This window comes from Pectobacterium punjabense, from assembly GCF_012427845.1.
Classification (GTDB): Bacteria; Pseudomonadota; Gammaproteobacteria; order Enterobacterales; family Enterobacteriaceae; genus Pectobacterium; species Pectobacterium punjabense.
Window position 1 is genome coordinate 1084106 of sequence record NZ_CP038498.1, and the last position, 24962, is coordinate 1109067.

Genomic DNA, 24962 nt, shown 5'->3' on the forward strand with positions numbered 1-24962 from the left:
GTATGTAGATAACTGATACTTTAATTACGAATCTTTTCTTTATTATCCGTATTTTTACGATAAATTATCATGTTGATCTTATCGCCGGGAATTAAACCTACAATATCACCTTTCCTGAAAAACAGCGTTTTTGGTGTATGAAGTATTATTTTTACATCCTCACCAAATCTTGCTGATTGGTGATATATTGTTGCTGGAATATTCCCTCCAACTGAAAATTCCTGTAAACCAATAGAAAATATTCGTGAAGCAAAATTATTTGGCATGACACATACACCTGAAACGAAGATGATCAGCATACCATGCAGAAATATTTTGCTTGAAGTTTTTGCAGTCAGATGAACAATAGCATGAATTACTATATAAAGACTTGTTGCGAATATTAATATGCTGTATTCCCAATCCACCTCTTTTCCAGCGATAAAAGATATTGATAATATAGTTATGAAGAATAAATTAAATATAAAGACAGCGATTACATTTGATTTCCCCATGTTGTATTTTTTTTCTTCCTTTGGTTTTTTTCTCTCTTTGATATAAAGATGTAATGGTATTAAGAATGAGGTGAAAGACATTGAGAATGCCACTAGAAATATTATTGATATTAATATAAATAATTTATTTGAAAGATATAATTCGTTTATCAATTCGTAGCTTAATATTTTATTCTCTCTCATGAAATTTATTAGCAATATATAAGATATTATTGGTAGCGTTATTAAGTGTGATGCCAGCATAGCGACTAATGAGCTAATGGCTCTTTTTAGTGTTCCTGTTGATATATTCATTTTTTTAGCAAAGCGAGCCAGCATTCTTTCATATCTTACTGAGATATATCTACACATATTGGGGGCGACAACGCGGTCCATCTGAAGATCTCCTGTTGATCTCATTAACTAATCGGATCTACTATACACACGTTGTACCGTTGCTCGAATGCAACATGCCAATGTCCTGGTGATCAGAGAGGGACGCCTTCGGGTGATCACATTGCCAATGTCATCATGACCTGAGAGATGACGCCTTCGGGCGGTAAACCTGTTTAACCTTTGAAAACAGGGGCCGGTAACGGTTAAGGCTCACTTCAAACTTTACGTCTTGCGATATGCAGGCGCTTCTTTAGCAGACTTCTTGACGTCTGCGTACTAACGTCATTACGCCTTCAAGGCTTATCTTGCTTTGCTTACTAGCTGCGAACTTTACGGCTCGTGGGTATGCCAATTGGAACATTTGGCATCTTCCACGTCCGGATTGAGAGCAGAAGTATGCGCGCGTCACTTGTGTATGAGCATCGCGAATACCAAGTGACGCGCGGGCGCGTAATCGGGCAGAGCTTACGCACTGCCCGATAGACGGTTTCTATACCATCTGACCAACACGTGTAACGGTTTTACGGACGTATAAACGTCGAATAACTGTTCGTGGTCATTCATTCAACAACCAATCCGAGTGTATGAAGGACATCATCATGAGGACATTTCAGTTAGTTAATAGGAGGTAATCAGCACGACATCGATGGCGACACCAGTAATTCTGGTGTGTGGAGATAGGCTGACGAAAGTCAGGCCAGCATAAGCTGCGAATGGGTAACACCCATGGTATCTCGTATGAGTTCAACATTTCGCCCACCCGATGCACAGATGTCTGCTGAGACGCATGAAGCGCAAAACCAAACCGTGCCATCGGGATGAAATGTTTCAGGGAATTTGTAGTTAGGTGTTCCCGGTGAGTCAGGTATTCCGTTCACACGGACGGAATACCTGACTCACCTCATTAGAATAGGAGTGCTAAATGGTCAAATTAAATAAAAGCTTGGTAACTCTGGCTCGGCATGGAGGCGGAAGTTTCAAGACCGTTCATGACCGTATGAAAATTGCAGATCGCGTTGCAGATAGGTTGAGAAGCCTAAATATTCAAATTCGTGATGCTAAAAATATCAAACCAAAACACGTCGAGATGTATATAAAGAGTCGACGTCTTGAAAATATATCCATACGGACTCTGCAAAATGAGATGTCTGCGATACGCTGTATCTTACGTGCGTGTGGTAAAACGATTATGGCTAACCCTGAACATGAAACGTTAAATAACCGGTCGTTAGGTATTTCTGGGGCCAGCAGAGAAGGGACGAAAGTTGCCATTCCTGATAGCGTATACGAATGTGTCTTGGAAAAAGTTAAAATTGTCGATCAAGGTGCAGCTGCTGCGATGGAACTATCACGACTTCTTGGTTTACGTAATGAAGAGACCATTCAATCTGTTAAATCACTTAAAACATGGCAGAAGGCTTTACAAAATGGTGATGAAAAAGTGCGTGTGGTTTTTGGAACGAAGGGAGGAAGACCTAGAGATACTACTATTCTCGATAGAGAAAAGTTAATAATTGCAGTAAACAACGCAATAAGTATATCTGGTAAGAATAATGATCGCTTGATTGATAGCCCTGCATTGCATTTAGCTATTGAAAAATACCGTAACATTGTAAGGAGCGCCGGGCTTGTTGGTAAATACGCACCTCATAGTCTTCGATATGCGTATACTACCGATGTTACCAATCTTCATATTAAAAATGGCTTTAGCCAAAAGGAGGCTGAAGCATTAGCTTCTATGGATCTGGGTCATGGAGATGGTAGGGGGCATTATGTTGCTCGCGTTTATAACAAAGCTGACCAAGAATAATTCTAGTCCATATTAATTTAGGAAATTAACCTTATGAAAAGTGATGAGAGTAATAATACACATCACCAAGTCATGTCTATGTATGTAATCGATATATATGTTAATTGCCCACGATGTGGGGAGAGGCAAGACGGATTCGTTGGTAATCCTGCAGGAGCTTCATTTAAGTGTGACGACTGTGGGGAGACTTACTCTATAGATAAAGATGCTAATGTAAGTTTTCGGTAATAGCGCTTTGATATTTTACCTGGCTAGAGAGTTGTAGGGCTTGTCGGCGTTGAAGATTTTGTGTACGATTATTTTGCAAACCGTTGTCTCTGACAACTGCCAATGTTCCAGTGATTTGAGAGGAACGCCTTCGGGTAATCACATGCCAATGCCATCATTAGCCTGGGAGATGGCGCTTTCGAGCGGCAACGAAAATCTGTTTAACCTTTGAAAACAGAGACCGAACATTATCGGTTAAGGCTCACTTCACAAAACTGGCTTTCTGCCATCCACCCGTGCGGGGAAGATTTCTTCCCGCGTGGGCAGAAATGTTCTCCGTTTTTCATTTGGAGAACATGATGCAAACTTTAGCTACCCAACGTTTAGTTGTTTTTGGTAAAGCAGCATCTGCTTTACTGAAGCGACACTTTCTTAAACGCTCTTCGGCATCCGCTGAATCCAATTGGATTAAGGGGCAGGCGTTTATCAATCGATCTCGAAACATGAGTTTTCTGGCTCAGGCTGAACGGGATACTGACGGTTTTTGGTATTATCGCATTTGTGCGCGTACTGGAACTGGCTCAGGTAACTATCGATTTGAACATTTAAATACACCACGGGAAGCTTTTATTAACTGGCGGCAGGCTTTAAAAGCTGGTGAATATCTTGCTCAGCAGCTCGCAACGCTGCGTTACCGCTTCCAGTGACTTAGAGCGTACCCACACGGGGATTTATCCCCACGTGGAGATAAATCCCTTTTCGTTTTGAACCGAAAAAAGGATTTATCGATGCACGATTTCAACACGAAACCTTTTGTCTCGCGCTTGGCGATCCTGCGGCGTGATGATGAATTTTTACAACGCTCTACAACAGACCTCATTAGGATTGTCTCTGATATTGAGTCTGTATTGATGGAAGCGACTGCGCTGATACGTCTTGAGTCTGAACTGATGACAGCTGCTTCGTTCATGCGTATCAGAATTGATGACATGATCGAGTGGGACGATTTAGCGTGTATGACTCCTTACGAAAAAAGCATAGCGTGGGTTGCACGGCAGGCCGGTGAAATTATCAACCTGGAACTGCTACCGCGTACTTTTTTTGACAAATACTTCGCAGATATTCTTGAGCTCGGCCTTTCTGTTAATGCTGCCATGTGGCAGCACTATTTTAATAAAGGCCTGAAGGATGCTGCCCGTGTTCATGAGAGCCCTAATGCGAGCATTTGGCTCATTGATTACTACCTTTACGCGCTCAGTGTAGATGTCGAACGCAACTGGTATGAAGGCCGGACGTTCTACTGACCGACAGCCATATCGTGACTTAACCCATGCGGGATTTATCTCCTGCGGGGGATAAATCTCTTTTGAATTGAAAAGGAATTTATCCATTATGAACACTTTACTTAATCGTCTTGCTCGTAATCGTCATTCTGTCGTTGACCTGCTGTGTGTGATTTCTGACATAGAAGGAAAATTGATGGAGATTGGTGCATTCGAGGCACTTCGGATCAACTGTTCTCCTGACGAGGATGGTTTTACAGACAATGACCATCAGATTTTCGGAATCGCAGAATGCCTTGGCGAAACCGTTGGGCTGAATTTTATCCCTGATAATTACAGTCATTATTTGAATGATGTGATTTCACTGGGAAACAAAGTCGGCCAGGGGTTTTGGGACAAAGCCTTTCAGAATGGCGTCCAGGAGGGTAAGCATACTTGCTGGGAATTCTCTTCTTGCTTGGATGGCGACGGTGATTTCGATGGCTACATTAAGTGGCTTGGTCGGATCCATTGAATACGGAGTTTGATGCATTTTTTTGTTACTTAACCCATACGGGGATTTTTCCCCTATGGGGGATAAATCCCTTTTCAAATTGAAGAGAGGATTTATCTATGAATACTTTACTTAATCATCTTTATCGTAATCGTCATTCTGTCGTTGATCTGCTTTGTGTGATTTCAGCAATAGAAGGCAAATTGATGGAGATGGGTACATTCAAGCAGTCTGATATCAACTGTGTTCCTGATCATAGTGGCACTATAGGCCATGATTATCTGATTTTCGAAATCGCAGAGTGTCTGGGCCAGGCCTTTGAGTTGGGCTTTATTCCCGAAAATTACAGACATTATTTTGATGATGTGATTTTGCAGGGAAAGAAAGCTGGTTGGGGATTCTGGGACACCTATTTTCAATTTGGTGTCACCGACGTTAAGCATGCTCGTTCGGCTTTTTCCGATGAGGTTGCGCGCATTAAGTGGCTTAGTGAGTCAAAAGTTATAAGACTCATTTTGAGTGACCAGTGTGTACGGATCGTTCCCAATGCTGCATGTGAGCCTTCACTTGAAGGTTGTTTGATGCACTGACAGCCTGTTTTACATCAATTATCGACCCTCGATAATTTTACCTTTCCCCCAGTGGCAATGCTTTCCGCCACCAGGGGGAAAGCATTCGCCCGTAAAAGGTCTTTTATGCGCGAATTAACATCCCCCAACACCACTCTTTATACCGGTCGTGAATCACGTGTCATCAATATGGCATTAGCACTGCTTGAGCGACGAGTTAGAAAACTGGAAGCCATGACGTCTCCTGAAGTCGTTAAAGCGTACTTGCGTCTCAAACTGGAGCATATTGAACGAGAGGTCTTTGTCGCTCTGTTCCTGAATAACCAAAATCGATTAATTTCCTGTGAATTCCTTTTCGCCGGAACTATTAACAGTGTGGAGGTTCATCCAGGTGAGGTTGCCCGGCAAGCGATTCGATTGAATGCGGCTGCGGTCATCTTTGCCCATAACCACCCGTCGGGGAATGCTGAACCCAGCAATGCCGATCGGAAAATCACTGAAAAACTGGTTAATGCACTGTCTCTGATTGAAATTCGTGTACTGGATCATGTCGTAGTTGGCCACGGCGAAATAGTGTCGTTTGCCGAACGCGGCTGGTTATAAATACTTTCGTCTAATCAGACGTTACCCCACGGGGAGAGCCTTCTCCCGCACGGGATGGTTCTCCCTTTTTTATCACCAAAAAGGAGAGTTCATGTCTCACATTGATATCACTCAAGAAGCTCCCGCTCAGGGTACTTCGTTTACACCAGAGCAGGAAGACGCATTGTGTCAGCTCATACGTCGGGAATGTTTTCGGCGAGACAGAAATGCACTACTGAAACTGCTCGGTTATCTCACGTTGCTAAAAGTCGCCGGTTCTCTGGTTCTTTTGGCTTTCGTCCTGGTACTTCGCGGGTTAACTCATTGAAAGGAGGGATTATGCCAATGCCTTTACACATACTGATTGTTCTGTTTACAGGGCTGTGGTTCATCGTACGCTGGACGAGCATATTGTCTGCACGTGCTCTTGTCTGGCTTTATCAGACCTGGCGTCAGCGTTCTGAGCCCATGGAATCGTCAACTCATCGAACTGATCATCGAATAATTTATACCGGAAAATGGTTGCTCGCCGATGACCATCAATGTAGTGGGCGTGCAGTCGTACTGAAGCTCCGCCACAATTATAAACCTGGTGTGGAGTTGCAATATTTCGGTGAAGAGACTCCGCAGGCGTTTTATGGCGAACGTTATATGGATAGTGAGGACGAGGCGGTTGATACCGCCTTGGCAATGCACCAGAAGTTATTACGTAATGTGCGTCAACGACCTAAACCTGAAAGGATGCCCGCTGTCGTGACGATTTCGTCAGCTGCTCAGAATGATGAAGCAGCATGATTGGGCGGCCGCAATCATCTCCGGCCGTTGCCATTGATGACAGCGCGTGGGAAAGACTCGTTGCGTTTGCGCCCGAGCCGGCGTGCGAGACTGAACGGCTATATCGTCTGATTCGTCATGCATTAAAAGCACTGGCTGCGAGCACTCGCTCAGAAATAACAACCGGCTACTTTTGTTTATCCGGTGAAGGCAATGAATCGACATCGCTGTGGCAGCAGTTTTATCTGCGTTATGAGAATGATGTTATTCATATCAGCCTGACCGACTAACACAGCATCTTACTAACCCTGACGGGGACACCCGCAGGGGTGGACCCGTCTTTTTTTTCGGAGTCCATACCATGAGTTTACTGACCACTAATGAACACCAGGAATCGGCCCTGGCCACGCAAGGCGCAATGAAGTCGCTGACTCGCGAGCCTGGCACCATCGAACGTACCCGTAACCGTTTCTATGACTGGTTACAGGCTGAGTTCGATCGGCACTATCACACGTTGAGAGACGGCGGTTACCGGCGTTTTCTTGAGCAGCGCCACCCTGAAGAACTGGAGCGTTATGACGCGGCCTGTGATGCGTTAAGGCGCGAAGAGTTCAGCCGTTTTGCCGAGCTTCAGACGCTGGGGCTGTTTTTACATACGCAGGTCGCTGAGAAAGAAGCCCAGTTCCGCCGGCGGCGTAACCAGTTTCTGATGGCCATGTCGGCGACAGGGATAATCACATCTGCTGTTGTCTGGGCCTATCTGCATCATGAGCAGTTTGTGCAGTTGTGCCAGCAAACCGTTATTGCGGGTCATGCGATTCTACAACTGTTCACCACTGTACTCTGATTTTTGATTTTTCCTGAGGGAACCATCCCTCAGGGGATGGTCCCGATTTTTGATGGAGACCAGAATGAAAACTTTCACATTACAGGATGCCGGTGATATTTGCCGGCTGTTAACAGAACGTCTGATGCAGAGTGTCAACTCGGGTAAAACGCCGTGGAGACAGAGTGTTATTCGCCAGGGGATACCGGAACACGCATTAAGCGGACAACGGTTCACCGGCATTAACGCTTTGTTGCTCTGGCAATCGGCGTTGCAAAACGGCCTGGTATCAAATCGTTGGCTGACGGGTGATGATTTACGCTCTCTGGGCGGAAGAATCACTCCGGGGCAGCGACCGACCACCGTTGTCCGCTACAAACCGTCACTTTCACTGTTTCGGGTTATCAACGTTGAACAGTGCGAGGGATTATCCGACATGCTGCAACCCGGCTGGCCGTGGCCACCGTCTCCCGTACCTGGAATGGAGCGGGTAGGGCAGTGGCAGTTTGCGTCTGGGGTTCCTGTTCTGTTCAATGCACAACGTCCGGCGGTTTACCTGCCCGAAAGTGATCGCATTGAATTACCTGATAGTGAGCAGGGTAATCTAGATAGTCTTATAGCGTTGCTCGTCAGTGCTACTGGACATCCCACTCGACTGGGGCGCCGTTGTTTCACGGGGAGTGATGTTCCGGAACTGGATGAATACCTGCAAGAGAGTCTTGTTGCTGATGTGGGACGTGCATTTCTTGCCGCACTGGCAGGGATACATCTTGCTGGTCCGTCGATGTGGAATGGTGAGTTGGGTTCAGACCCGTGGATACTGTTTAAATCTGCTTCTGAAGCAGGCAAGGCGGTTGATTGGCTGGAAAAACAGCGGTTGGCCACATTGCCGTTCGATGATGTTCAGCATTGGCAGAGACAGGCAGAACATCTGTTAACTACTCACTATGGCCAGCAGTTGGATGATACGACGTTAGTGTGTGACAGCGTGGTGCATCAGCACTTGCGTTACAACATTTCACCGGGTAATGCGGTAAATGCGCTGGCCCGAATCTACGACTGGCCGCGGTGTGATATGCCGACGGCATTGTTCACACCAGAGTTGAATAGCGTTGCTGATGCATTGGCGCGTTTCTCACTGAATCCAGGAAGTCTGGCTGTTCATCGTGTCGCCAGCGACATCGATGATAGCGACGTCGCCCTGGAGGCGCCGGAGCTTGGCACTTTGTTGCTACCGCCACCGTCTGCCGAATCGGTCGATGAGATTGCAGCTAACGATGAGGAAGAAGGGGATGACCCGGATGATCCGGGAAATCTCGCCGCGCTCCCTTGGGTAAGAAACCAGGGACGTTCCAATCCACATCGAGCAACGTTTATTCGGCAGTTTCAGGAAATTGCACCGTATGAGAACCGTTGGACAGTATTCAGCGATTTTATTCACATGTCGGCAGCGGCGTTACATAACCGGTGCCATTTTGTGCAGGAAATCGAAGATGACTACATGCGGCGAATAAAACGTTACAAGACAGCTGATCAGCGTCGTTTTCCTGTGCTTTTCAACACACTGGTCGACGGTATGGAATTCAGCGCTGCGGATTTTCTTGGTTCTGTATTCATGGAGCTCGAGCTTGGCGATCAGCGCCGGGGACAGTATTTCACGCCGTATTCCATCGCTTACATGATGGCGAAAATGCAGTTGTCTGACGGTCTACCTGCGCTGACAAGTGGGGAAAGGGATTTCATTACTATCTCAGATCCCGCATGCGGTGCCGGTGGTCTGGTTGTCGCGATGGCACAAGCCATGCTTGAAGCGGGTTTCAATCCACAGAAACAGATGGTTGCTGTCTGCGTCGATATCGATCCTGTCGCGGCGATGATGGCGTATGTGCAACTGGCTTTATGTGGCATACCTGCGATGGTGATTGTCGGGAACAGCTTAAGCATGGAGTTCCGTCAAACCTGGCGTACACCTTTCTGGATGATGTTCGGCTGGGAACGTAAGTGGACTCGTGAACAAGAGCGAAAAGCTCAACAGAAAGTCGCCTGACATAACAATTTAACCCTAACCGGGCGTTTCTCCCGGAAGGGGAGGCGCCCTTACTTTATTTGTAAGGAGCAGCATGCTAACAGAGCAGTTTATTCAACAGGTATACCTGAAGGAGATGAACCTCTTTCTCCATCCGGATGAGTGGCAGACTGATATCAGTAACGATCTGCAAGACTACATGAATACGGATATCGTGTTTCGTAGCCAGCGATTGTTACCCGTTATGCAGTTTATGCTCGATCAGATCCCCGGTAATCGTCAACTGCGGGCTCGTTGTCAACTGAGTGAGCGCATTCTGACCCTATGGATTTTGGGGCTGGATGCGCTGGCCACAGCCAGTGGTAATACACGGCTATTACCGAGGACGTCTCCGGAGAGCAGTGGTCGGGTTGATTGCCTGTTACCTGGCGAGCCGTCTGCCTTGCTGGATTTGTCTGACGACGATTTTATCCGACTGACGGCTCAAGGCGATCGACATACTGATGATGTCATCCTCCGTTCGCAGCTGGCGCAAACGATGCAGCACTGGTCTCGGTTTGAGTCTTGGTTAAGTCGTGCGTTAGCGCAGACGGGAGAACATTGTGTGGCACAGTTGGCGACATTGAAGCGACGTTGTGACGTTGATGAACGTGTTGTTCGACGGTTTGATACGGATTTCGGGTTTATTACGGTGAACCTGAGGGCGATAGACCCTGAGTGCATGAGCACGACAGACCCCGTTGAGTATGTTAAACGGGTTTGCCGCTGTGAGATACACCCTGTTGCGCTGGAGAGCCGGATTCATTATCACAATGGTGCCATCATCGGTCGTTTTTCCGTTCAGAAAGAGGTCGGGAATGTGGGCCGGCTGACCGCAGCAGACTACGGTGACGTTGTGCAGCAGGCGATAGCCTGGCTGCGCGACGAACGTCGACGTCTGCAACGTGATGACCACTCATCGGCGCCAGCATTACGTCTGGTTGCCTGACTGATTACTTAAACTTTACCCAGCAGGGGGAACGCCCTGTCGGGCCTCCTGCCATCACTACTTTGACAGGAGTACACGATGTGCATTATTCATGAATATATTCAACAGGCATATCAGCGGACATTAGGCTATGCGCCGGATTATGACGAAATATGCTGGCAGTTGGATGAGAACGCTGGCCATACTTACGTTAATACGCAAACGTTGTTTGAAAACGAGCAACTGACGGCCGTGATGGAAACCATGCTGGAACGCCTTGATACAGACGATGCTAAGCGTGAGCGCAGCAGGAAAGTTCTGACGTTGTGGATAAACGCTACGAACTGGCAGGCTAATGGTAACGGGGTAGATCATGGATATTTGTATCTTCCCCGGGTTCACCCGCAAATCAGTGGTCGAACCGACCAGTTGCTGCGCGCTGACATCATGCCTCTCTACGAACTGGATGAAGCGACGTTTCGTGAAGCCTCTGGACAAAGCGACAGTTTGCCGGATGAGTACGTGACTCTGGCGCAATTTCGGCAGAGTGAACGCTATTGGTTCCGCTTCATGGATCACCTGGAGCGATCGTTGCGTGATGTTTCTCATCAGTGTGCAGAAACGCTGACGCAGTTTGTCAGCAACTGTAATTTCGAGGAAAAACAGATACGGCGTTGGCGTGGCAGCGCTGGTGAAATACGTTTGTACATGTCTCAGCAGTCTATTGATGACATCGATATCATGGAGTTTGAGGATGATTTTCTGACCCAGCATGTCGATGCTATAGCCGCGGGAATTTATGTACCAGTGACTTTCCGCGCAGATGTTCATTATCGCAATGGTGCTGTAATGAAGAGTTTTACGGGGGATACGGAGGTCAATGATCCTACACGCCCGAATGCATCGGATTATTATGATGTTATGGTCGATGCAATTGAGTGGATTAGGGAAGAGTCAGAACATGTGGTATCGCGGTTAAATACCTCCAGTCAACCAGTGGCTGTGGTTCACCCGTTGGCGGCTTAAAAACTTGGAAAGGGCACTTCGGTGCCCTTAATTTATGGCATTTCAACACGCAATATGCGAGCACCTGCTCTGGAAACGTTGGGCTTATTCATCGTGCTGCCTCCAGAGGTTTGACCCGACGCGATACGTCGTAGTCGGAAAACGGTTTTCGCCATTAAGTTGAAGACCGCTCGCTTTAAGATTTAAAAGCTCAAGACGCAGTTCATCGAGCTCAAGTTTAAGATATGCGTTCTCCATCCCATATTGAGCGTCACATTTAACTTTGTCGTCAGTCTTCTGTTGATTTATTAAACCAACGCCAATGACGAGAATAAAAATAAGAAAACATAGAACTGAAGCCGAAATAATTTTTTCTCGATATGACATTTGTACTTTCATTTACTCGCTTACCACTCTAATCAACGTTCAATGCCTATTACCGACTTCCCTGCGACCGCCTGATGCAGCCGAGCATCTTTACCCGAGTGATAGCCAGCATGATATGCATCATCATCGCCGCGACAGCTTTTCGCTTCCCGGCTTTTAAGTTCGCTAAAACCCTCGGAGATCTGTTTGTAATACAGTGACATTAGTTGTTGCTCTTCAGGTTCAACAGTAAACCGGCTAATGGCATTCCGAGCACCACTCACCCAGCCTGCACAAAATTGATCTGCACGATTGGTTTTAGTAGTACGTTTGATACGCTTATTTTGTGAAGCAATAAACTCGCTTCTGGCTTTAATCAACTGAATACTCAATACATCGAACCCGTATGCCGCAATCTGCGGTCGTTCTGTCGGACCGTAGAATGAAACAGAACGTCGATGGTTCCGCGTCCAGGTGTAATAACAATTCACACCGAATGCATAACACAGCATGTTGGCTAAACTGACCACGTATTCTGGGAGTTTGTTCGCATCAGACGGGCAATGCTCGCTCTGAAATTCTTTAATCGACTTCAGATCGATATCTAATTCACTTAGGCCAAACTTATGCATTAAATTCTGAGCCTGGCTAATAGCATTAGCCGCTTCATGCTCATTAGTACTGCGTTTTGCTAAATGAAGGAGTTTTTGGATTTTCTCCAGGTATTTTTCTTTTTCTTCTTCATTTTTCATTTTCTACCTCGTTATAAAATTAGTGAAAGAATAGACGAGCTACTATTTTGTTTAATTAGCTGACGATAATAACGTTTAGTCCGATATCGACTGGCTATTAGATGCAAATAAGCAGAACGGATATCGGGGAAGTTCAGTATAATTAATTCGTCGTCATATGATTCGTCAATCATGCTGATACGCAGTGTCAGGTAACATTGTTTGTCTTCAGGATTTACTAATATACCCTCATAGTCTGCTATACGTCTTACACCAAAACCGAGTTCATTCTCAAAGTAAATCCTCACACAAGCATAATCAATAGAGAATCTAACTCTGCCATTCTCATCTCTTTCCATTACTTGTGAAAATGCAGATATTCCACGCAATACGAATGGCATTTGATAACGCGATGGAGTAGCCCTTAAGTGGACGTTGCCCAGATGACACCTTTTATCGTCCCATTTCGGATGAAAAATTAACCCACAATCTGCCATGAAAGCGAGCAATGCCGACCGGGAGAAATACTTATACGGTGGATTATTAATAATCATGTTCAAATCTGGCATCGCGTCAGGATTTTTATGCCACCATACTGATATAGCTTCTAATGAAGCATCACGTTTATCAACTATTCCGCCCCACGACTCAATACATGCAATTTCGTACTCTAAACGAATCTTTTGTAACTCAGCATGCGCGGTAAACATAAGATGCCCCATAGAATCAAGCGATTTGTTTAAGTCTTTTTTTAGCAATTCAAAGTCAGCGAGTCGTTGATTAAAAGTATTTGTAGCCAAATCCAAACGATGTTTTAAATCCATTATGCAGTCCTGTATTTTTTCAACGCATCTTTATAACTGGCCTTTGCTGCTTTCTTTGTTTTGCACCACTCGCCGTAGATGCTTGAATCCTGATAATTCCCGAACCGATACATACGCCATTCCCCGCGACTGCTATCGTAGTCAACACGTGGAGTGTTGATACCCAACCAGTCGGCAAAATCTCGATGCCCATAATCGGCATCAAGATACTCCTGCCAATTTCTCTTTGATTTGGCTTGCCTGGTGTTAATTTTCGGCGGGGTGTAATCAATAACGTCGCCATACTCGATGCCATCCGTCGGGTGATAGCGTTCAGGGGCAGCATGAGGAGCAGAGTCCAGAACAATGCCGATATAGTTACCAAAATCGCGCACAATAGTGCCAGGTTCGCCATATGCGATTACGCGACGCCCAACGCAGGCATTAACGCCGTAGTGATGATTGACGTAATTAAATACGCTCATTTCATTGGCCTCTCAACTTCAGCTTTTGCACTCAATTTGATGATTCACATATTGAGACAAAACGTCTAGATTCTGATACCGGATTAACTCCGCCCCAGACTAACAAACATTTACCTCTATTAAATTCAGCTCTGTTTTTATTCACGATTGAGTAAATAACAGGAAACTCCACACTCGATAATTTATTTTTTTCGTGCGAGTTCGCATCCCTCTCATTGGTGCCATAGATTTCGGCTAGTTCATAACCAATGGATATGCCATCATTCTCTTCATCGACATAAAGCCCCAATGAAAATCCCACTTGATATTCATCATGCTTTTTATCGAATTCAACCCATTCACCATTAACCCAGCGTAAAGAAACTGCTCCGACATAATCACGAGCTTGCCATACACCGACAACTGAAGGTTCTCTGGCATTGTTATTTACTGAAAGTTCAATAGACGTAAGTGAAGAGAAAGTACCATCACATATTTTTGCAGCGTGTTTTTTGTCAATAACCTTGTGATAAGAAATCTTCCCAGGGTGTTGATTGTAAGATTTGTTTTTATTCAACTCACAACCAACCACTTTCAGTGTTATCACCTGATGTTTGTTATCAACATTCAGTGTGGAAGCGATAGCCAATGAGTTGAAACTTATTGCAGATAAAATCAGTAATGGTTTAATAAAGAAATTCATATATCTCCCTTAAAGCTACACCTATTAATAAGTATTAAGGTAATGATTAGATAATTTAAATAAGGGGCTATTCATAGATAGCCCCTTATTCAGCAATCAGAATGTGAACGTCAATTGAGCAACGGCACCATACGTTCTGTCCGTTCCTGCCATGCCAGTGATATCCAGATGTACGACATCAAACGGGGACAAACCAATGCCGGCAGTAAAATAGGAGTTATCACTGTCATGAATATCAGTACGATATCCTGCCCGCAGCTGTGCCCATTTCCAGGCATTAAGCTCACCGCCCACGCTGACAAACTGGCTATCTTTATCGGAGTTAAAACGGCTTGCTGGAGTCAGATCGACATCAAGCGCAGTAGTAAAGAAGTCGTTGCTGTATGCCGTTCCCAGCGTTGCCTGAGGCTTGATTTTGAACGTGTCTTTGACGCCGTTGACTTCTTTCGTCTCGATGCTGCGTGCAACCAGGTTCTGGCCGACAAGACCAACAATCCAGTTATCACTCAGATTGGTTGAAAAACCGACATCTACGTTGGCGCCCGTTTTATCGTTACGATAGTTGCCACTACGAAAATCCGAGCTGTCATAGTTATTGATCGCAACGTTGTAATTGAATGTATAGACGCGTTGTACCTTCGGTGTAATACCGGCAGAGAACTCGAATCCGCCAACGTTGAATTCGTGCGCCATCGCAACGCCCACGTCTGCAACGACAGCGGCACGGCCATTGGCGGATGACGTTAACGAACTCAGATCTGAGCCGTTTGCAGTACCGTTTGACACCCCATCAAGCCACTGGAGATCGCTATCTGTCACGTTGGTTTTGACTGTTGCCGTTCCCCACGCCTTGGCAACGACTGCAAAGGGCAGAACGCTATTGGGAACTGCAGCAACCGTTGACGCACCGGCATGCGCCTTAGCATGGCTTCCAGAAAAATCTTGTAATGATCCACGTAGCTTTGACGCAGCTAAACTGGCATCTCCGCCGACACTAACGATACGCTCAAATGATTTCCAATCATTGTCGATACGGTCGACCCCATCCTGCAGATTATCCGGGTCTGAAAGCTGAGCGCCAACTGCAGGCAAAATCAAACTAAAGTCATCTGACTTATCGAATTTCGTCAGCAGTGCGGGGTTTATCAGCGCTGCTGCACTGTAGTGCGAGGAAGCAACACCTGTTCCGCCCATAGCATCACCGCGAGCTTCAGTCCATGTGCCAGCTGCATTAGCTGAAGTAGCAACCACGATGCCCGCAATAATAAAACTGCGTGTAATTAATGAGTGTTTCATTCTTTATTCCTATATGGAGGTTAAATATTTATGATTATGTTTTCTTGGTATTCCCTGGTACTGGCACAACATTCATTTATGATTTTTTGACAAATAAATCCCCTGGTGCTGGTGCACCATAAAATACAAAGATGATTAATTAATGTTATTTAATTTTATTTGACGGTGGCGAACTGTTTGCCTTGTTTTCTTCAGAGAGAAACTCTGATACATCCCAGGGAGGACTTTCTTCTATAGTCTTTAGCAGCATAATAGGAAGTAATTCCCCCATAAATAGAAAGAACGCATGTTGCTTAGGGAGTGAAACTGCTTTCCATGTCAGTGTTTTATGTTCACTGGCGCACTCACAGTAATTAATCAATTTGGCGATATGTTTCTTACTTACGTCATTTAAGTAACAGGAGTATGAAGCAAACACAGAGTCAAATTTAACGCCATTAATGTTTCGCCGTTCTTTTATTATAATTCCGTACTTACGTGAATGCACACCCTCTTCTGAATTCCAGAATATAACCTCATTAGCGCGATGTTTATCCCTGTATTCCTCACTGTTTTCCGCTTCCAGGCATAACCCGTTCATCAGTGGAACGGCTGGTGTACAACCTGTGACGAAATGGCGACATATCTCTTCCGGCTCCACTTGCTCATACCAACTATAACTGGCGCTTGGGGCGATGAACCGTGATTCACCCGTTAACCATTCTGGCGATACCCGAAACCATTGAGCTACAGTGGCTAGCAAATCGCTGGTTAGATAGTCCATTGTTCTTTCACGGTTTTCCAGAATGCTAAGCTTCACATTCCAGGGGGCTAACAAGGCAGCAATATCGGTTACCCCTAGCCCATGAGCATCCATCAGTAATTGAAATCGTTCATAGACGCTTGCAGCACGGTTTTCCAGAGGAAAAAAAGTGGAGCGAAACAACCCGTCGAGCATAATATTGGTCACCTCAGATGCGGTAATCCCCATACGCTCAGAAAGCACGTCCAGTACCGCTTTAACTTTAGGCCGGTAACGGATGGATGTGGGCTGAAGAGGGAGTCCTTTACTGCTCTCAGCTTCTTCACGTAACATGTCCGCATCCACGTTGATTAACATACCTGCCATAATTGACGTGAATGTACTATTTGCGATTTTCATTTTACCTTTCCTGTCTATTCAGGCTGTGTTCTGGCCTCTGAATCCAGACTAGTCCTTCACCTGACGTATGTATAACGAGTAATTTCGATCATTCAGATCGACTACGTTTATGTATTGATTTTGAATACGACAGAACCCTGCGTGAAGCGTTAATTGTTTTCTGTCTGCTGAAAATTCTTTTCCTTCTGATAACAACAATGGCTCCTGTGGTTGCCGGATAAAACCAGCGCCATTCTTTCAGAAAAACCTCTATTTGCAGCCCGATGGCTTCAGTCGTCCCGACAGTTCTCCGAACGATATGGAAGTGATAATCCGGTCCAGGGAAACGTTGACGCAGTCGGGAAATCCTCCATGAATTCAGTAAATGGGAAGACATCACTACGGTTGCGTTCTCTTTTTCCAGCATCGTTGATGTGAGTGTCATCAATCCCGACCAGTAGAAACAGAGGCGATCCATTGTTAATCCGCCCGTTTTTGACCAGGGATTTAAATGGATGTGATAGTGGTTTCGCCTTTGATTGCATTGAAATGCCTGTGTTTTAAAACGACCGATGACGGCGGAGACAGGGCGAAGAAGTAAAGGGGAAAAGAACAAAGAGAGCGATAAAACGCCAGTGACCAGTGAATGTTGTGTCCCGGTCTGGCTCGTCATGACAATGGCCACCAATACGCATGCTATACCCCAGAATCCGAGTACTCCTGAAATGATAAATTTGCTTTTCATGAGCCCCCCTTATGAAAGTCCCGTATTCAGACATGCCTCGTGTACGGTTGCATTACGAAATTCTTCACGAGAAGGAAAAAGAAAACTTCAAGGCCTTAATGGATGTGGCTCGCTATACACTTTTCGCTTGTGTAGTGGGGGATAAAACATAGCGTAATGCCCCTTTCCCCCCGATTAAACACAAGGACCTGCATGTTAAAGTGGCTCAGAAATAAAGCGGGTGCTACTACGGAGACCAGGCCGATACCCCTTCAACAGGTAGACGGATGGTTTACTCCACAAAATGCGGATACGCTGCTGTCTACGAAGAAAAGAAAGCGCGCGCTCCAGCAATTGTGGGATAACAGCCCGTTCTCTCAGGACGTGTGGGATATTTACTGGCTGCAAACAGTGAGAGCTCTGGCCGTTACTGTTCAGCAACTCCCCCTCGATAATGAAGACGAATACTGTCGTCCAGGTGGTTTCCTGGATATGGCTCTGGATGTGGCTGTATGCGCTGTCAGGCTTTCCAGAGGATATATGCTGCCTCCAGGCGCACAGCCAGAAGAGCAGGCCGCTCAGAGCTCTGCTTGGACATCAGCGATTTTTTGGGCTGCATTGTTACACAACATAGAACGTTTATCAGGGTTGAAGGTTGTTGTGCAAAACGGTGTGTGGATCCCCGGTTTGTCTGTTCCTGATGCGCCATGGCGTGTCAGATTTGAAGTGAGCTCTGGTGATGTTCATGCCAGAACTGCGGCAGTGGCGTTACGGCTGATACCCTCTCCAGGCATCACATGGATCGCTCGCTGGCCTCATATTCTGGATTTACTGCTTGTTTATCTTTCCGGTAAAAAATCTGAAGCTGGCATACTGAATGCGATTGTACTTAACGCCAGAGAAAAGTGCGGTATCAAAACGAATGATATTGCGCTCCCTGCACCGGTCGAGCTGGCGATTCCTGCTGCCACTATAGAACAGGATCCTCCTGTAGTATCCGTTGAGCAAGGGACAGCCACGGCAATCTCACCACTCATTGATTCCGGTGATAATAATTACAATGATAATCAATTAAAGGAAGCGCAGCCTGTTGTCTCTGCGTTGGTATCTGCAATTGATCAGGATGATTTATCCGACAGCTCATCAGGGATTGATGAATCACAAACTCATCTCCCTGTTACTGCTGATTTACTGAATGTTCTTGACCAGCAATTAACTGCAACGGTACCGGTTACTCCGGCTCCCGGGGTCAGTAGCACTTCATCGAATGAAATGAATGAAGTAGAAAAAAAACCAGTCCCTCAGGAGGAACTATTTTGGGCGTGGTTGATTAATGCTGTCAGGGATGGTTCGTTGACGATAAATAATTCGGATAGCTTGGTTCATATTATGAGCCAGTATGTTTTCCTGCAAACGCCAGACTGTTTTTATCGTTTTTTTTCTATCTGTAATGATTCTTCTATTGATAAGGATACGCTTCAAAAGAATTTTGAAAATCTTAATCGACACTATTCACGGAGCGGAAAGGGAATTTATATTTATCGAAAATATGAAAATGAAAATAAAGAGGGGCGTTATACAAAAATGTCGGGGTATATGATTGCATCTGAATTGATATTTGATAAGGGGGCATGTCCGCCAGATAGTGGCTGGTTATCGCCTAATAAGTGATTTTTTAATTTTAAATTAGTTTTTATAAGGAAATAAGGTAATGACTGTAACCTATGAAGATATCATTCAGGATTACTTTTTTAGTAAGCCTTTACGACCTGCAACCGAAATAAGCTACAAGAAAGTACTGAATCTTTTTTTAAGATTCACGGGAGAGAAGGTTCTACCGGCTGATGTAGATCGTCATACGGTGCTCAGTTGGCGGAGACATCTGTTGAATGAGCGCCAGCTCTCTACTATCACATGGAATAACCGGGTAGCTCACATGCGTGCCATTTTTAATCACGCAATGAAATATGATTTTGTGCAAATGAAAGAGAATCCCTTTAACAGTGTGGTAGCCAGACCTGATGTTAAGCGTAAAAAAACGCTATCAGAAGAACAGATCCGAAAAATCTATTTGGTGATGGAAGCCAGAGAAGAAAAAGAGTTTGAGGATTGTGATTTCCGAAGTGCACTACGCCCAGCCTGGTTCTGGCTGACAGTCATCGATACGCTGCGCTATACGGGCATGCGGCAAAACCAGCTGCTACACATTCGTCTGGAAGACGTTAATCTGGATGAGGGCTGGATAAATCTGCGGCCAGAGGCTTCCAAAAATCATAAAGAGCATATCGTCCCAATCACGACGTTACTCAGGCCACGCCTGGAGCGACTTTATCATGCCGCGCTTAATCAGGATGCGAACATGGGGGATCAACTTTTCAACGTTCATCTGTTTAAAGGACGGAAAAGCAATGTATCCAAAAACATGGATCCTCCACCAATGCGGGCTTTTTTTCGTCGACTGTCAGTGGAATGCCGTTGCACGATAAGCCCACACCGATTCAGGCATACGATCGCCACTGAGATGATGAAATCACCGGATCGTAATCTCAAAATTGTTCAGACGCTACTGGGACACTCGAATGTCAGCGTGACGCTGGAATATGTGGAAGGGAACATGGATATTGTCAGGAATGCGCTGGAGCAGGAATTTAGCAGGAAAAGTGTGCGCGTTGCCGGCACAGTATGATGAAAATCTCGTAATTTTCTTTACACAAGATTGACATAACCACCGTGGCACTGTAAAAATCCGTTTCGGAAAGACGAGAGAAACCAGAGGCATCTAGTAAATGCCTCTGGTTCTTAAGTCCCGTATGTTCAATCCACGATGTAAATGCTCTAACCATCTACATGAAGACGACTCGGGTACTTTTTTCATGCCCGTTAAGGATCTCATCTCTTAACGAACAGGCTCTGAAGAAGTGGTGCCCGGACTCGGAATCGAACCAAGGACACGAGGATTTTCAATCCTCTGCTCTACCGACTGAGCTATCCGGGCAACGGGGCGCATTAAACCGTATTGGCCGCGTGGCGTCAACGGGTTTCTGTCACAAAGCGGAGCGCCTGCGCTATTTTCAGGCAATTGTATTATTTGCTAGCCAGTTTCTGGCGATCCTTTCAGCACGCTTAGCGTGGTAACGTTTATTCCTGATTCGCGCGGCATGTTTCGTTGCACTTTTTACCACCTTGAGTGCGGGCTGGATTGTTGAATTTGATGAAGAATAATGCCACTATTGCGCGGTTTTTAACGTCTCGTTCACCTGAACGCCCCTTTAAGCGTAGTTAGCGTTAGCTAAAGAGGATCGCCGATATGTCAGATTCATTGCTCATGGTGTCGCATGCTCGCGCCAGTTCGTTGATGACGTCGCTGTGCGTTTCTTCTTATCACTGCTGCGCGGTTTACTTTTCTCCCCGTCGATTATCCTCCTTCACCATGCGGTGAGGCGTTCGTTCGCTCGCTGTTAGGCATGAGTAAAAATAGAGTACGCCTCTGCTTTTACTGATGTCTATCGGATGGTGCTGGCTCCAGTTTTTCCATTCTTAGCCTACAGTTTACCTGTAGGGATCATACGCTTGTCGTTATTGATTGGCATTGTGATTGGTCGGGATTGTTATCCCTGAACGGTGTCTTCCAGGCACGTACACTTACCTTTAACCGTTTGGGTTTGGTTACATGAAACAGTTAAAAATTGCGGCGAATGCAGCGGTTGCCACCCGTTTAACCACAACGCGCGAGATTGTCGCGTTGAGTCAGACTGACTTCACGGATGTGGCGGCGGTCGTGGTTTCTATTGAGGAAGCCCGTAGCGGCATTCTGTCGATATTGCAGCACACCGGTTTTAGCATTCCGGCGTTTGTCGAAGAGCCTGATGAAGATAAAGAGCTGGATGTTCTGCCGGCGGGCAGCGAATGGCTGGTTCTCGATGACGACGGCGAGCACGCGAACGTGTTGGAACGTGCGGCGAAGGCTTATCAGGATGCGTTGTTGCCGCCGTTTTTCGATACGCTGACCAAGTACGTCAACATGAAAAACACGACGTTTGCCTGTCCGGGGCATCAGGGCGGTCAGTTCTTTCGCAAGCACCCGGCGGGACGTCAGTTTTTTGAGTTTTACGGTGAGAATGTGTTCCGTTCGGATATCTGTAACGCGGACGTCAAGTTGGGTGATTTGCTGATCCATGAAGGGGCGGCGAAGAAGGCGCAGAAGCACGCTGCACGCGTGTTTAACGCCGATAAAACCTATTTTGTGTTGAACGGCACCTCCTCTGCGAACAAAGTGGTGACGAATGCGTTGCTGGCGCGCGGCGATCTGGTGCTGTTTGATCGTAACAACCATAAATCCAACCACCACGGTGCGCTGATTCAGGCGGGCGCGACGCCGGTCTATCTGGAAACTGTGCGCAATCCGTTTGGCTTTATCGGCGGCGTGGATGCGCACTGTTTTGATGAAGCTTATCTGCGCAAGCTGATTGCGGAAGTCGCGCCGGAGCGCGCCAACGAGCCGCGTCCGTTCCGTTTGGCCGTCATCCAGCTCGGCACCTATGATGGCACCATTTATAATGCGCGTCAGGTCGTCGATAGCATCGGGCACCTGTGTGATTACATTCTGTTTGACTCCGCCTGGGTGGGCTACGAGCAGTTTATCCCGATGATGGAGCAGTGCTCGCCGCTGTTGCTGGATCTGAATGAGAACGATCCGGGCATTTTCGTCACCCAGTCGGTGCATAAGCAGCAGGCGGGCTTCTCCCAGACCTCGCAGATCCACAAAAAAGATACGCACATCAAAGGGCAACGTCGTTTCTGTAACCACAAACAGCTGAATAACGCCTTTATGCTGCATGCCTCGACCAGTCCGTTTTATCCGCTGTTCGCCGCGCTAGACGTCAATGCCAAAATGCACGAAGGAGCAAGCGGGCGTCGTATGTGGATGGACTGCGTGAAGCTGGGCATTGAAGCGCGTAAGCAACTGCTGACGCGTTGTTCGCTCATCAAGCCGTTCGTGCCTGTGACGGTGGGTGGTGCGCTCTGGCAGGATCACGATACGGAAACGATCGCGCAGGACGTGCGTTTCTTCAACTTTGAACCGGGCGAGAAATGGCATGCGTTCGAAGGGTATGCAGAGGATCAGTACTTTATCGATCCCTGCAAGTTATTGCTGACGACGCCGGGTATTGATGCGGTTAGCGGCGATTATACCGAATTTGGTATTCCGGCGACGATCCTTGCCAACTACCTGCGCGAGCACGGCATCATCCCTGAAAAATGCGACATGAACTCGATCCTGTTCCTGCTAACGCCAGCGGAAGACGCGGCAAAAATGCAGGAGCTGGTGAATGCGCTGGTGCATTTCGAGACGTTGATTGCCCGCGATGCGCCGCTGAGTGAAGTACTGCCCAGCCTGTATCAGAAATACAAAGAGCGCTATCGCGGTTACCGGCTGCGTCGGCTGTGTCAGGAAATGCATGATTTTTACGCTCAGCACAACGTGAAAGATTTGCAAAAAGCGATGTTCCGCAAAACCGAATTTCCGTCCGTGGTGATGTTGCCGCAGGATGCCAACAGGGAATTTGTACGCGGGAATATCGAGCTGATTCCTATCGATGAAGCGGAAGGGCGTATCGCGGCGGAAGGGGCGTTGCCGTATCCACCGGGCGTGCTGTGTGTCGTGCCGGGGGAAACCTGGGGCGGGGCGGTACAGCGCTATTTTCTGGCGTTGGAAGCGGGCATTAACCTGCTGCCGGGCTTCTCGCCGGAATTGCAGGGCGTTTACAGCGTTGCTGAAGAAGATGGCAGCAAGCGCCTGTACGGTTACGTAGTAGAACAGTAATTACGAATACCTATAAGCTAAGACACTCAGGCTCGGAAACGAGCCTGAGTTTTTTCTATCTTAACGCAGGCTGGATTCCTGCTGGTTGGCGAGTTTCACCGCTTCTCGCTGCTTTTTCAGCCCGCGCCAGCCGATGATTAGCATGATCGCCAGCACCGGAACTGTCGCAATCGTCCACGTGCCGTTCGGGTAATCAAACGCCATCAATCCCAGCACGCTTACCAGAAAAGCCAGCGTCAGCCATGATGTTACCGGCGCACCGGGCATTCTGAAGGCAACCGGTTTGGCTTTCCCCTGACGAATCGCTTTGCGCAACTGCATCTGACACAGAATGATGAATGCCCAGGAGCAGATAATGCCGAGCGAGGCGATATTCAGGACAATCTCGAACACCTGCGACGGAACCACGTAGTTCAGTACCACGCCGATAATGTGGATGCCGACCGTGACTAAAATACCGGTATAGGGCACGGACTGGTTGCTCATTTTCGACAGGAAAGCGGGAGCCGAACCACCCAGCGACAGCGAGCGCAAGATGCGTCCCGTCGAGTACAGGCCGGAATTCAGGCTGGACAGCGCAGCGGACAGTACCACGATATTCATGATCGTCCCGATATAGGGCACGCCCAGCTTGCTGAAGAACGTCACAAACGGGCTTTGTCCGGCCTGATACGCGTTCCACGGCAGCAGGCAGACCAACAGCGCGACGGAGCCGACGTAGAACAGACCAATGCGCCAGATGACGCTATTGACCGCTTTCGGCAGCACCTGCTCTGGGTTCTTACATTCGCCTGCGGTGGTGCCGATGATCTCGATACCGGCAAAGGCAAATATCACCCCCTGAACCAGCACCAGCGCGGGAAGAATGCCGTGCGGGAACAGGCCGCCGTTATCGGTAATCAGGTGCAGGCCGGGCGTGTTGCCATCCAGCGGGCTGCCCGTGCCGAGATAGACCGTGCCGACCACCAGAAAAATGGCGATAGCCGCGACCTTAATTAGTGCGAACCAGAACTCCATTTCGGCAAACCACTTCACGCCAATCAGGTTCATCAGCGTGACGATGGATAGCGCACCTAGTGCGAATAGCCACTGCGGCACATCGGCAAAGGTGCCCCAGTAGTGCATATAGAGTGCGACGGCGGTGATGTCGACAATCCCGGTCATCGCCCAGTTGAGGAAGTACATCCAGCCTGCCACGTAGGAGGCCTTTTCACCCAGAAACTCACGCGAGTACGATACGAAGCTGCCGCTGGTGGGGCGATGAACGATCAGTTCACCCAGCGCGCGCAGGATGAAAAAAGAGAAGATACCGCAAACCAGATAGACCAACGCCAGCGCTGGCCCTGCCATTTGCAGACGCGCACCTGCACCAAGAAACAGCCCGGTGCCGATGGAACCGCCAATGGCGATCATCTGCACATGGCGATTGCCGAGGCTTTGGTGATAACCCTTTTCGTGGAGACGTTGCTCGGCGGCATGACGCTCGCCATGAGGGGAGGAATGTTGTGTCATTGATGTCC

At 47.1% G+C, this 24962-nt stretch carries 25 protein-coding genes and 1 tRNA gene; 16 read left to right on the plus strand and 10 right to left on the minus strand.

From position 1 onward, the window contains the following. Positions 1–20: 20 nt before the first annotated feature. Positions 21–869, minus strand: coding sequence for a hypothetical protein (locus tag E2566_RS04890; RefSeq protein ID WP_107168143.1), 849 nt, complete (start codon positions 867–869; stop codon positions 21–23). Positions 870–1791: 922 nt separating this feature from the next. On the opposite strand from E2566_RS04890, the gene E2566_RS04895 reads away from it, so the two are divergent. From E2566_RS04895 to E2566_RS04955, 13 genes are all read left to right on the plus strand, one after another. Beyond that, positions 1792–2679: an integrase domain-containing protein gene (locus E2566_RS04895; protein WP_012822441.1), complete on the plus strand. Its 888-nt coding sequence runs from the start codon at positions 1792–1794 to the stop codon at positions 2677–2679. Between the two features lie 563 nt (positions 2680–3242). Beyond that, positions 3243–3593 (plus strand): hypothetical protein, encoded by a 351-nt coding sequence (locus tag E2566_RS04900; RefSeq protein ID WP_133169846.1) that lies wholly within the window; start codon positions 3243–3245, stop codon positions 3591–3593. Between the two features lie 81 nt (positions 3594–3674). Beyond that, positions 3675–4190, plus strand: coding sequence for a hypothetical protein (locus E2566_RS04905; RefSeq protein WP_012822444.1), 516 nt, complete (start codon positions 3675–3677; stop codon positions 4188–4190). An 88-nt stretch (positions 4191–4278) separates the two neighbouring features. Further along, positions 4279–4683 (plus strand): hypothetical protein, encoded by a 405-nt coding sequence (locus tag E2566_RS04910; RefSeq protein ID WP_012822445.1) that lies wholly within the window; start codon positions 4279–4281, stop codon positions 4681–4683. Between the two features lie 98 nt (positions 4684–4781). Beyond that, a complete protein-coding gene (locus E2566_RS04915; protein WP_012822446.1) occupies positions 4782–5252 on the plus strand; it encodes a hypothetical protein in 471 nt (156 codons plus the stop codon). Between the two features lie 105 nt (positions 5253–5357). Then, positions 5358–5834: a RadC family protein gene (radC, locus tag E2566_RS04920; protein ID WP_012822447.1), complete on the plus strand. Its 477-nt coding sequence runs from the start codon at positions 5358–5360 to the stop codon at positions 5832–5834. A 91-nt stretch (positions 5835–5925) separates the two neighbouring features. Continuing rightward, entirely contained in the window at positions 5926–6141 is a 216-nt protein-coding gene (locus tag E2566_RS21780) for a hypothetical protein (protein ID WP_012822448.1), read from the plus strand. A gap of 11 nt (positions 6142–6152) precedes the next feature. Then, positions 6153–6608: a hypothetical protein gene (locus E2566_RS21695; protein ID WP_012822449.1), complete on the plus strand. Its 456-nt coding sequence runs from the start codon at positions 6153–6155 to the stop codon at positions 6606–6608. Beyond that, positions 6605–6877 (plus strand): hypothetical protein, encoded by a 273-nt coding sequence (locus tag E2566_RS04935; protein ID WP_012822450.1) that lies wholly within the window; start codon positions 6605–6607, stop codon positions 6875–6877. Before E2566_RS21695 ends, E2566_RS04935 begins: the two co-directional genes overlap by 4 nt. A gap of 71 nt (positions 6878–6948) precedes the next feature. Further along, the gene (locus E2566_RS04940) at positions 6949–7434 is read left to right on the plus strand and encodes a hypothetical protein (protein WP_012822451.1); all 486 of its coding nucleotides are present in this window, start codon (positions 6949–6951) and stop codon (positions 7432–7434) included. A 64-nt stretch (positions 7435–7498) separates the two neighbouring features. Then, positions 7499–9460: an ArdC-like ssDNA-binding domain-containing protein gene (locus E2566_RS04945; RefSeq protein ID WP_012822452.1), complete on the plus strand. Its 1962-nt coding sequence runs from the start codon at positions 7499–7501 to the stop codon at positions 9458–9460. A 73-nt stretch (positions 9461–9533) separates the two neighbouring features. Continuing rightward, complete coding sequence (locus E2566_RS04950; RefSeq protein ID WP_012822453.1) at positions 9534–10427, plus strand: hypothetical protein; 894 nt, start codon at positions 9534–9536, stop codon at positions 10425–10427. 78 nt (positions 10428–10505) lie between these two features. Continuing rightward, positions 10506–11432, plus strand: coding sequence for a hypothetical protein (locus E2566_RS04955; RefSeq protein WP_012822454.1), 927 nt, complete (start codon positions 10506–10508; stop codon positions 11430–11432). A 398-nt stretch (positions 11433–11830) separates the two neighbouring features. Here the strand turns inward: E2566_RS04955 and E2566_RS04960 are convergent, their stop codons facing one another. The 7 genes from E2566_RS04960 to E2566_RS04990 all read right to left on the minus strand — a co-directional run bounded on the left by E2566_RS04960 (position 11831) and on the right by E2566_RS04990 (position 17639). Further along, positions 11831–12529, minus strand: coding sequence for a DUF2786 domain-containing protein (locus E2566_RS04960; protein ID WP_012822456.1), 699 nt, complete (start codon positions 12527–12529; stop codon positions 11831–11833). Between the two features lie 11 nt (positions 12530–12540). Beyond that, positions 12541–13332: a hypothetical protein gene (locus tag E2566_RS04965; RefSeq protein WP_012822457.1), complete on the minus strand. Its 792-nt coding sequence runs from the start codon at positions 13330–13332 to the stop codon at positions 12541–12543. Further along, entirely contained in the window at positions 13332–13796 is a 465-nt protein-coding gene (locus E2566_RS04970; protein ID WP_012822458.1) for a hypothetical protein, read from the minus strand. Before E2566_RS04970 ends, E2566_RS04965 begins: the two co-directional genes overlap by 1 nt. 31 nt (positions 13797–13827) lie before the next feature. Then, positions 13828–14478 carry a hypothetical protein gene (locus tag E2566_RS04975; protein WP_012822459.1) on the minus strand — a complete coding sequence of 217 codons (651 nt, stop codon included), beginning with the start codon at positions 14476–14478 and terminating at the stop codon, positions 13828–13830. A 96-nt stretch (positions 14479–14574) separates the two neighbouring features. Then, positions 14575–15774: a conjugal transfer protein TraF gene (locus E2566_RS04980; RefSeq protein ID WP_012822460.1), complete on the minus strand. Its 1200-nt coding sequence runs from the start codon at positions 15772–15774 to the stop codon at positions 14575–14577. Positions 15775–15919: 145 nt separating this feature from the next. After that, complete coding sequence (locus E2566_RS04985) at positions 15920–16915, minus strand: hypothetical protein (RefSeq protein ID WP_012822461.1); 996 nt, start codon at positions 16913–16915, stop codon at positions 15920–15922. 88 nt (positions 16916–17003) lie between these two features. Further along, positions 17004–17639 (minus strand): hypothetical protein, encoded by a 636-nt coding sequence (locus tag E2566_RS04990; protein ID WP_012822462.1) that lies wholly within the window; start codon positions 17637–17639, stop codon positions 17004–17006. A 192-nt stretch (positions 17640–17831) separates the two neighbouring features. On the opposite strand from E2566_RS04990, the gene E2566_RS04995 reads away from it, so the two are divergent. Both E2566_RS04995 and E2566_RS05000 read left to right on the plus strand, forming a co-directional pair. Beyond that, positions 17832–19289: a TraI domain-containing protein gene (locus E2566_RS04995; protein WP_165800625.1), complete on the plus strand. Its 1458-nt coding sequence runs from the start codon at positions 17832–17834 to the stop codon at positions 19287–19289. 40 nt (positions 19290–19329) lie between these two features. After that, positions 19330–20304, plus strand: coding sequence for a tyrosine-type recombinase/integrase (locus E2566_RS05000; RefSeq protein ID WP_012822465.1), 975 nt, complete (start codon positions 19330–19332; stop codon positions 20302–20304). A 233-nt stretch (positions 20305–20537) separates the two neighbouring features. Here the strand turns inward: E2566_RS05000 and E2566_RS05005 are convergent. Further along, a tRNA-Phe gene (locus E2566_RS05005) sits at positions 20538–20613 on the minus strand. Between the two features lie 675 nt (positions 20614–21288). Here E2566_RS05005 and E2566_RS05010 point away from each other — a divergent pair. Further along, positions 21289–23442, plus strand: a complete 2154-nt coding sequence (locus E2566_RS05010; RefSeq protein WP_107168141.1) for an ornithine decarboxylase — start codon at positions 21289–21291, stop codon at positions 23440–23442. A 60-nt stretch (positions 23443–23502) separates the two neighbouring features. Here E2566_RS05010 and ansP read toward each other — a convergent pair whose 3' ends face one another. Continuing rightward, positions 23503–24954 carry an L-asparagine permease gene (ansP, locus tag E2566_RS05015; protein WP_107168140.1) on the minus strand — a complete coding sequence of 484 codons (1452 nt, stop codon included), beginning with the start codon at positions 24952–24954 and terminating at the stop codon, positions 23503–23505. Positions 24955–24962: the final 8 nt, after the last annotated feature.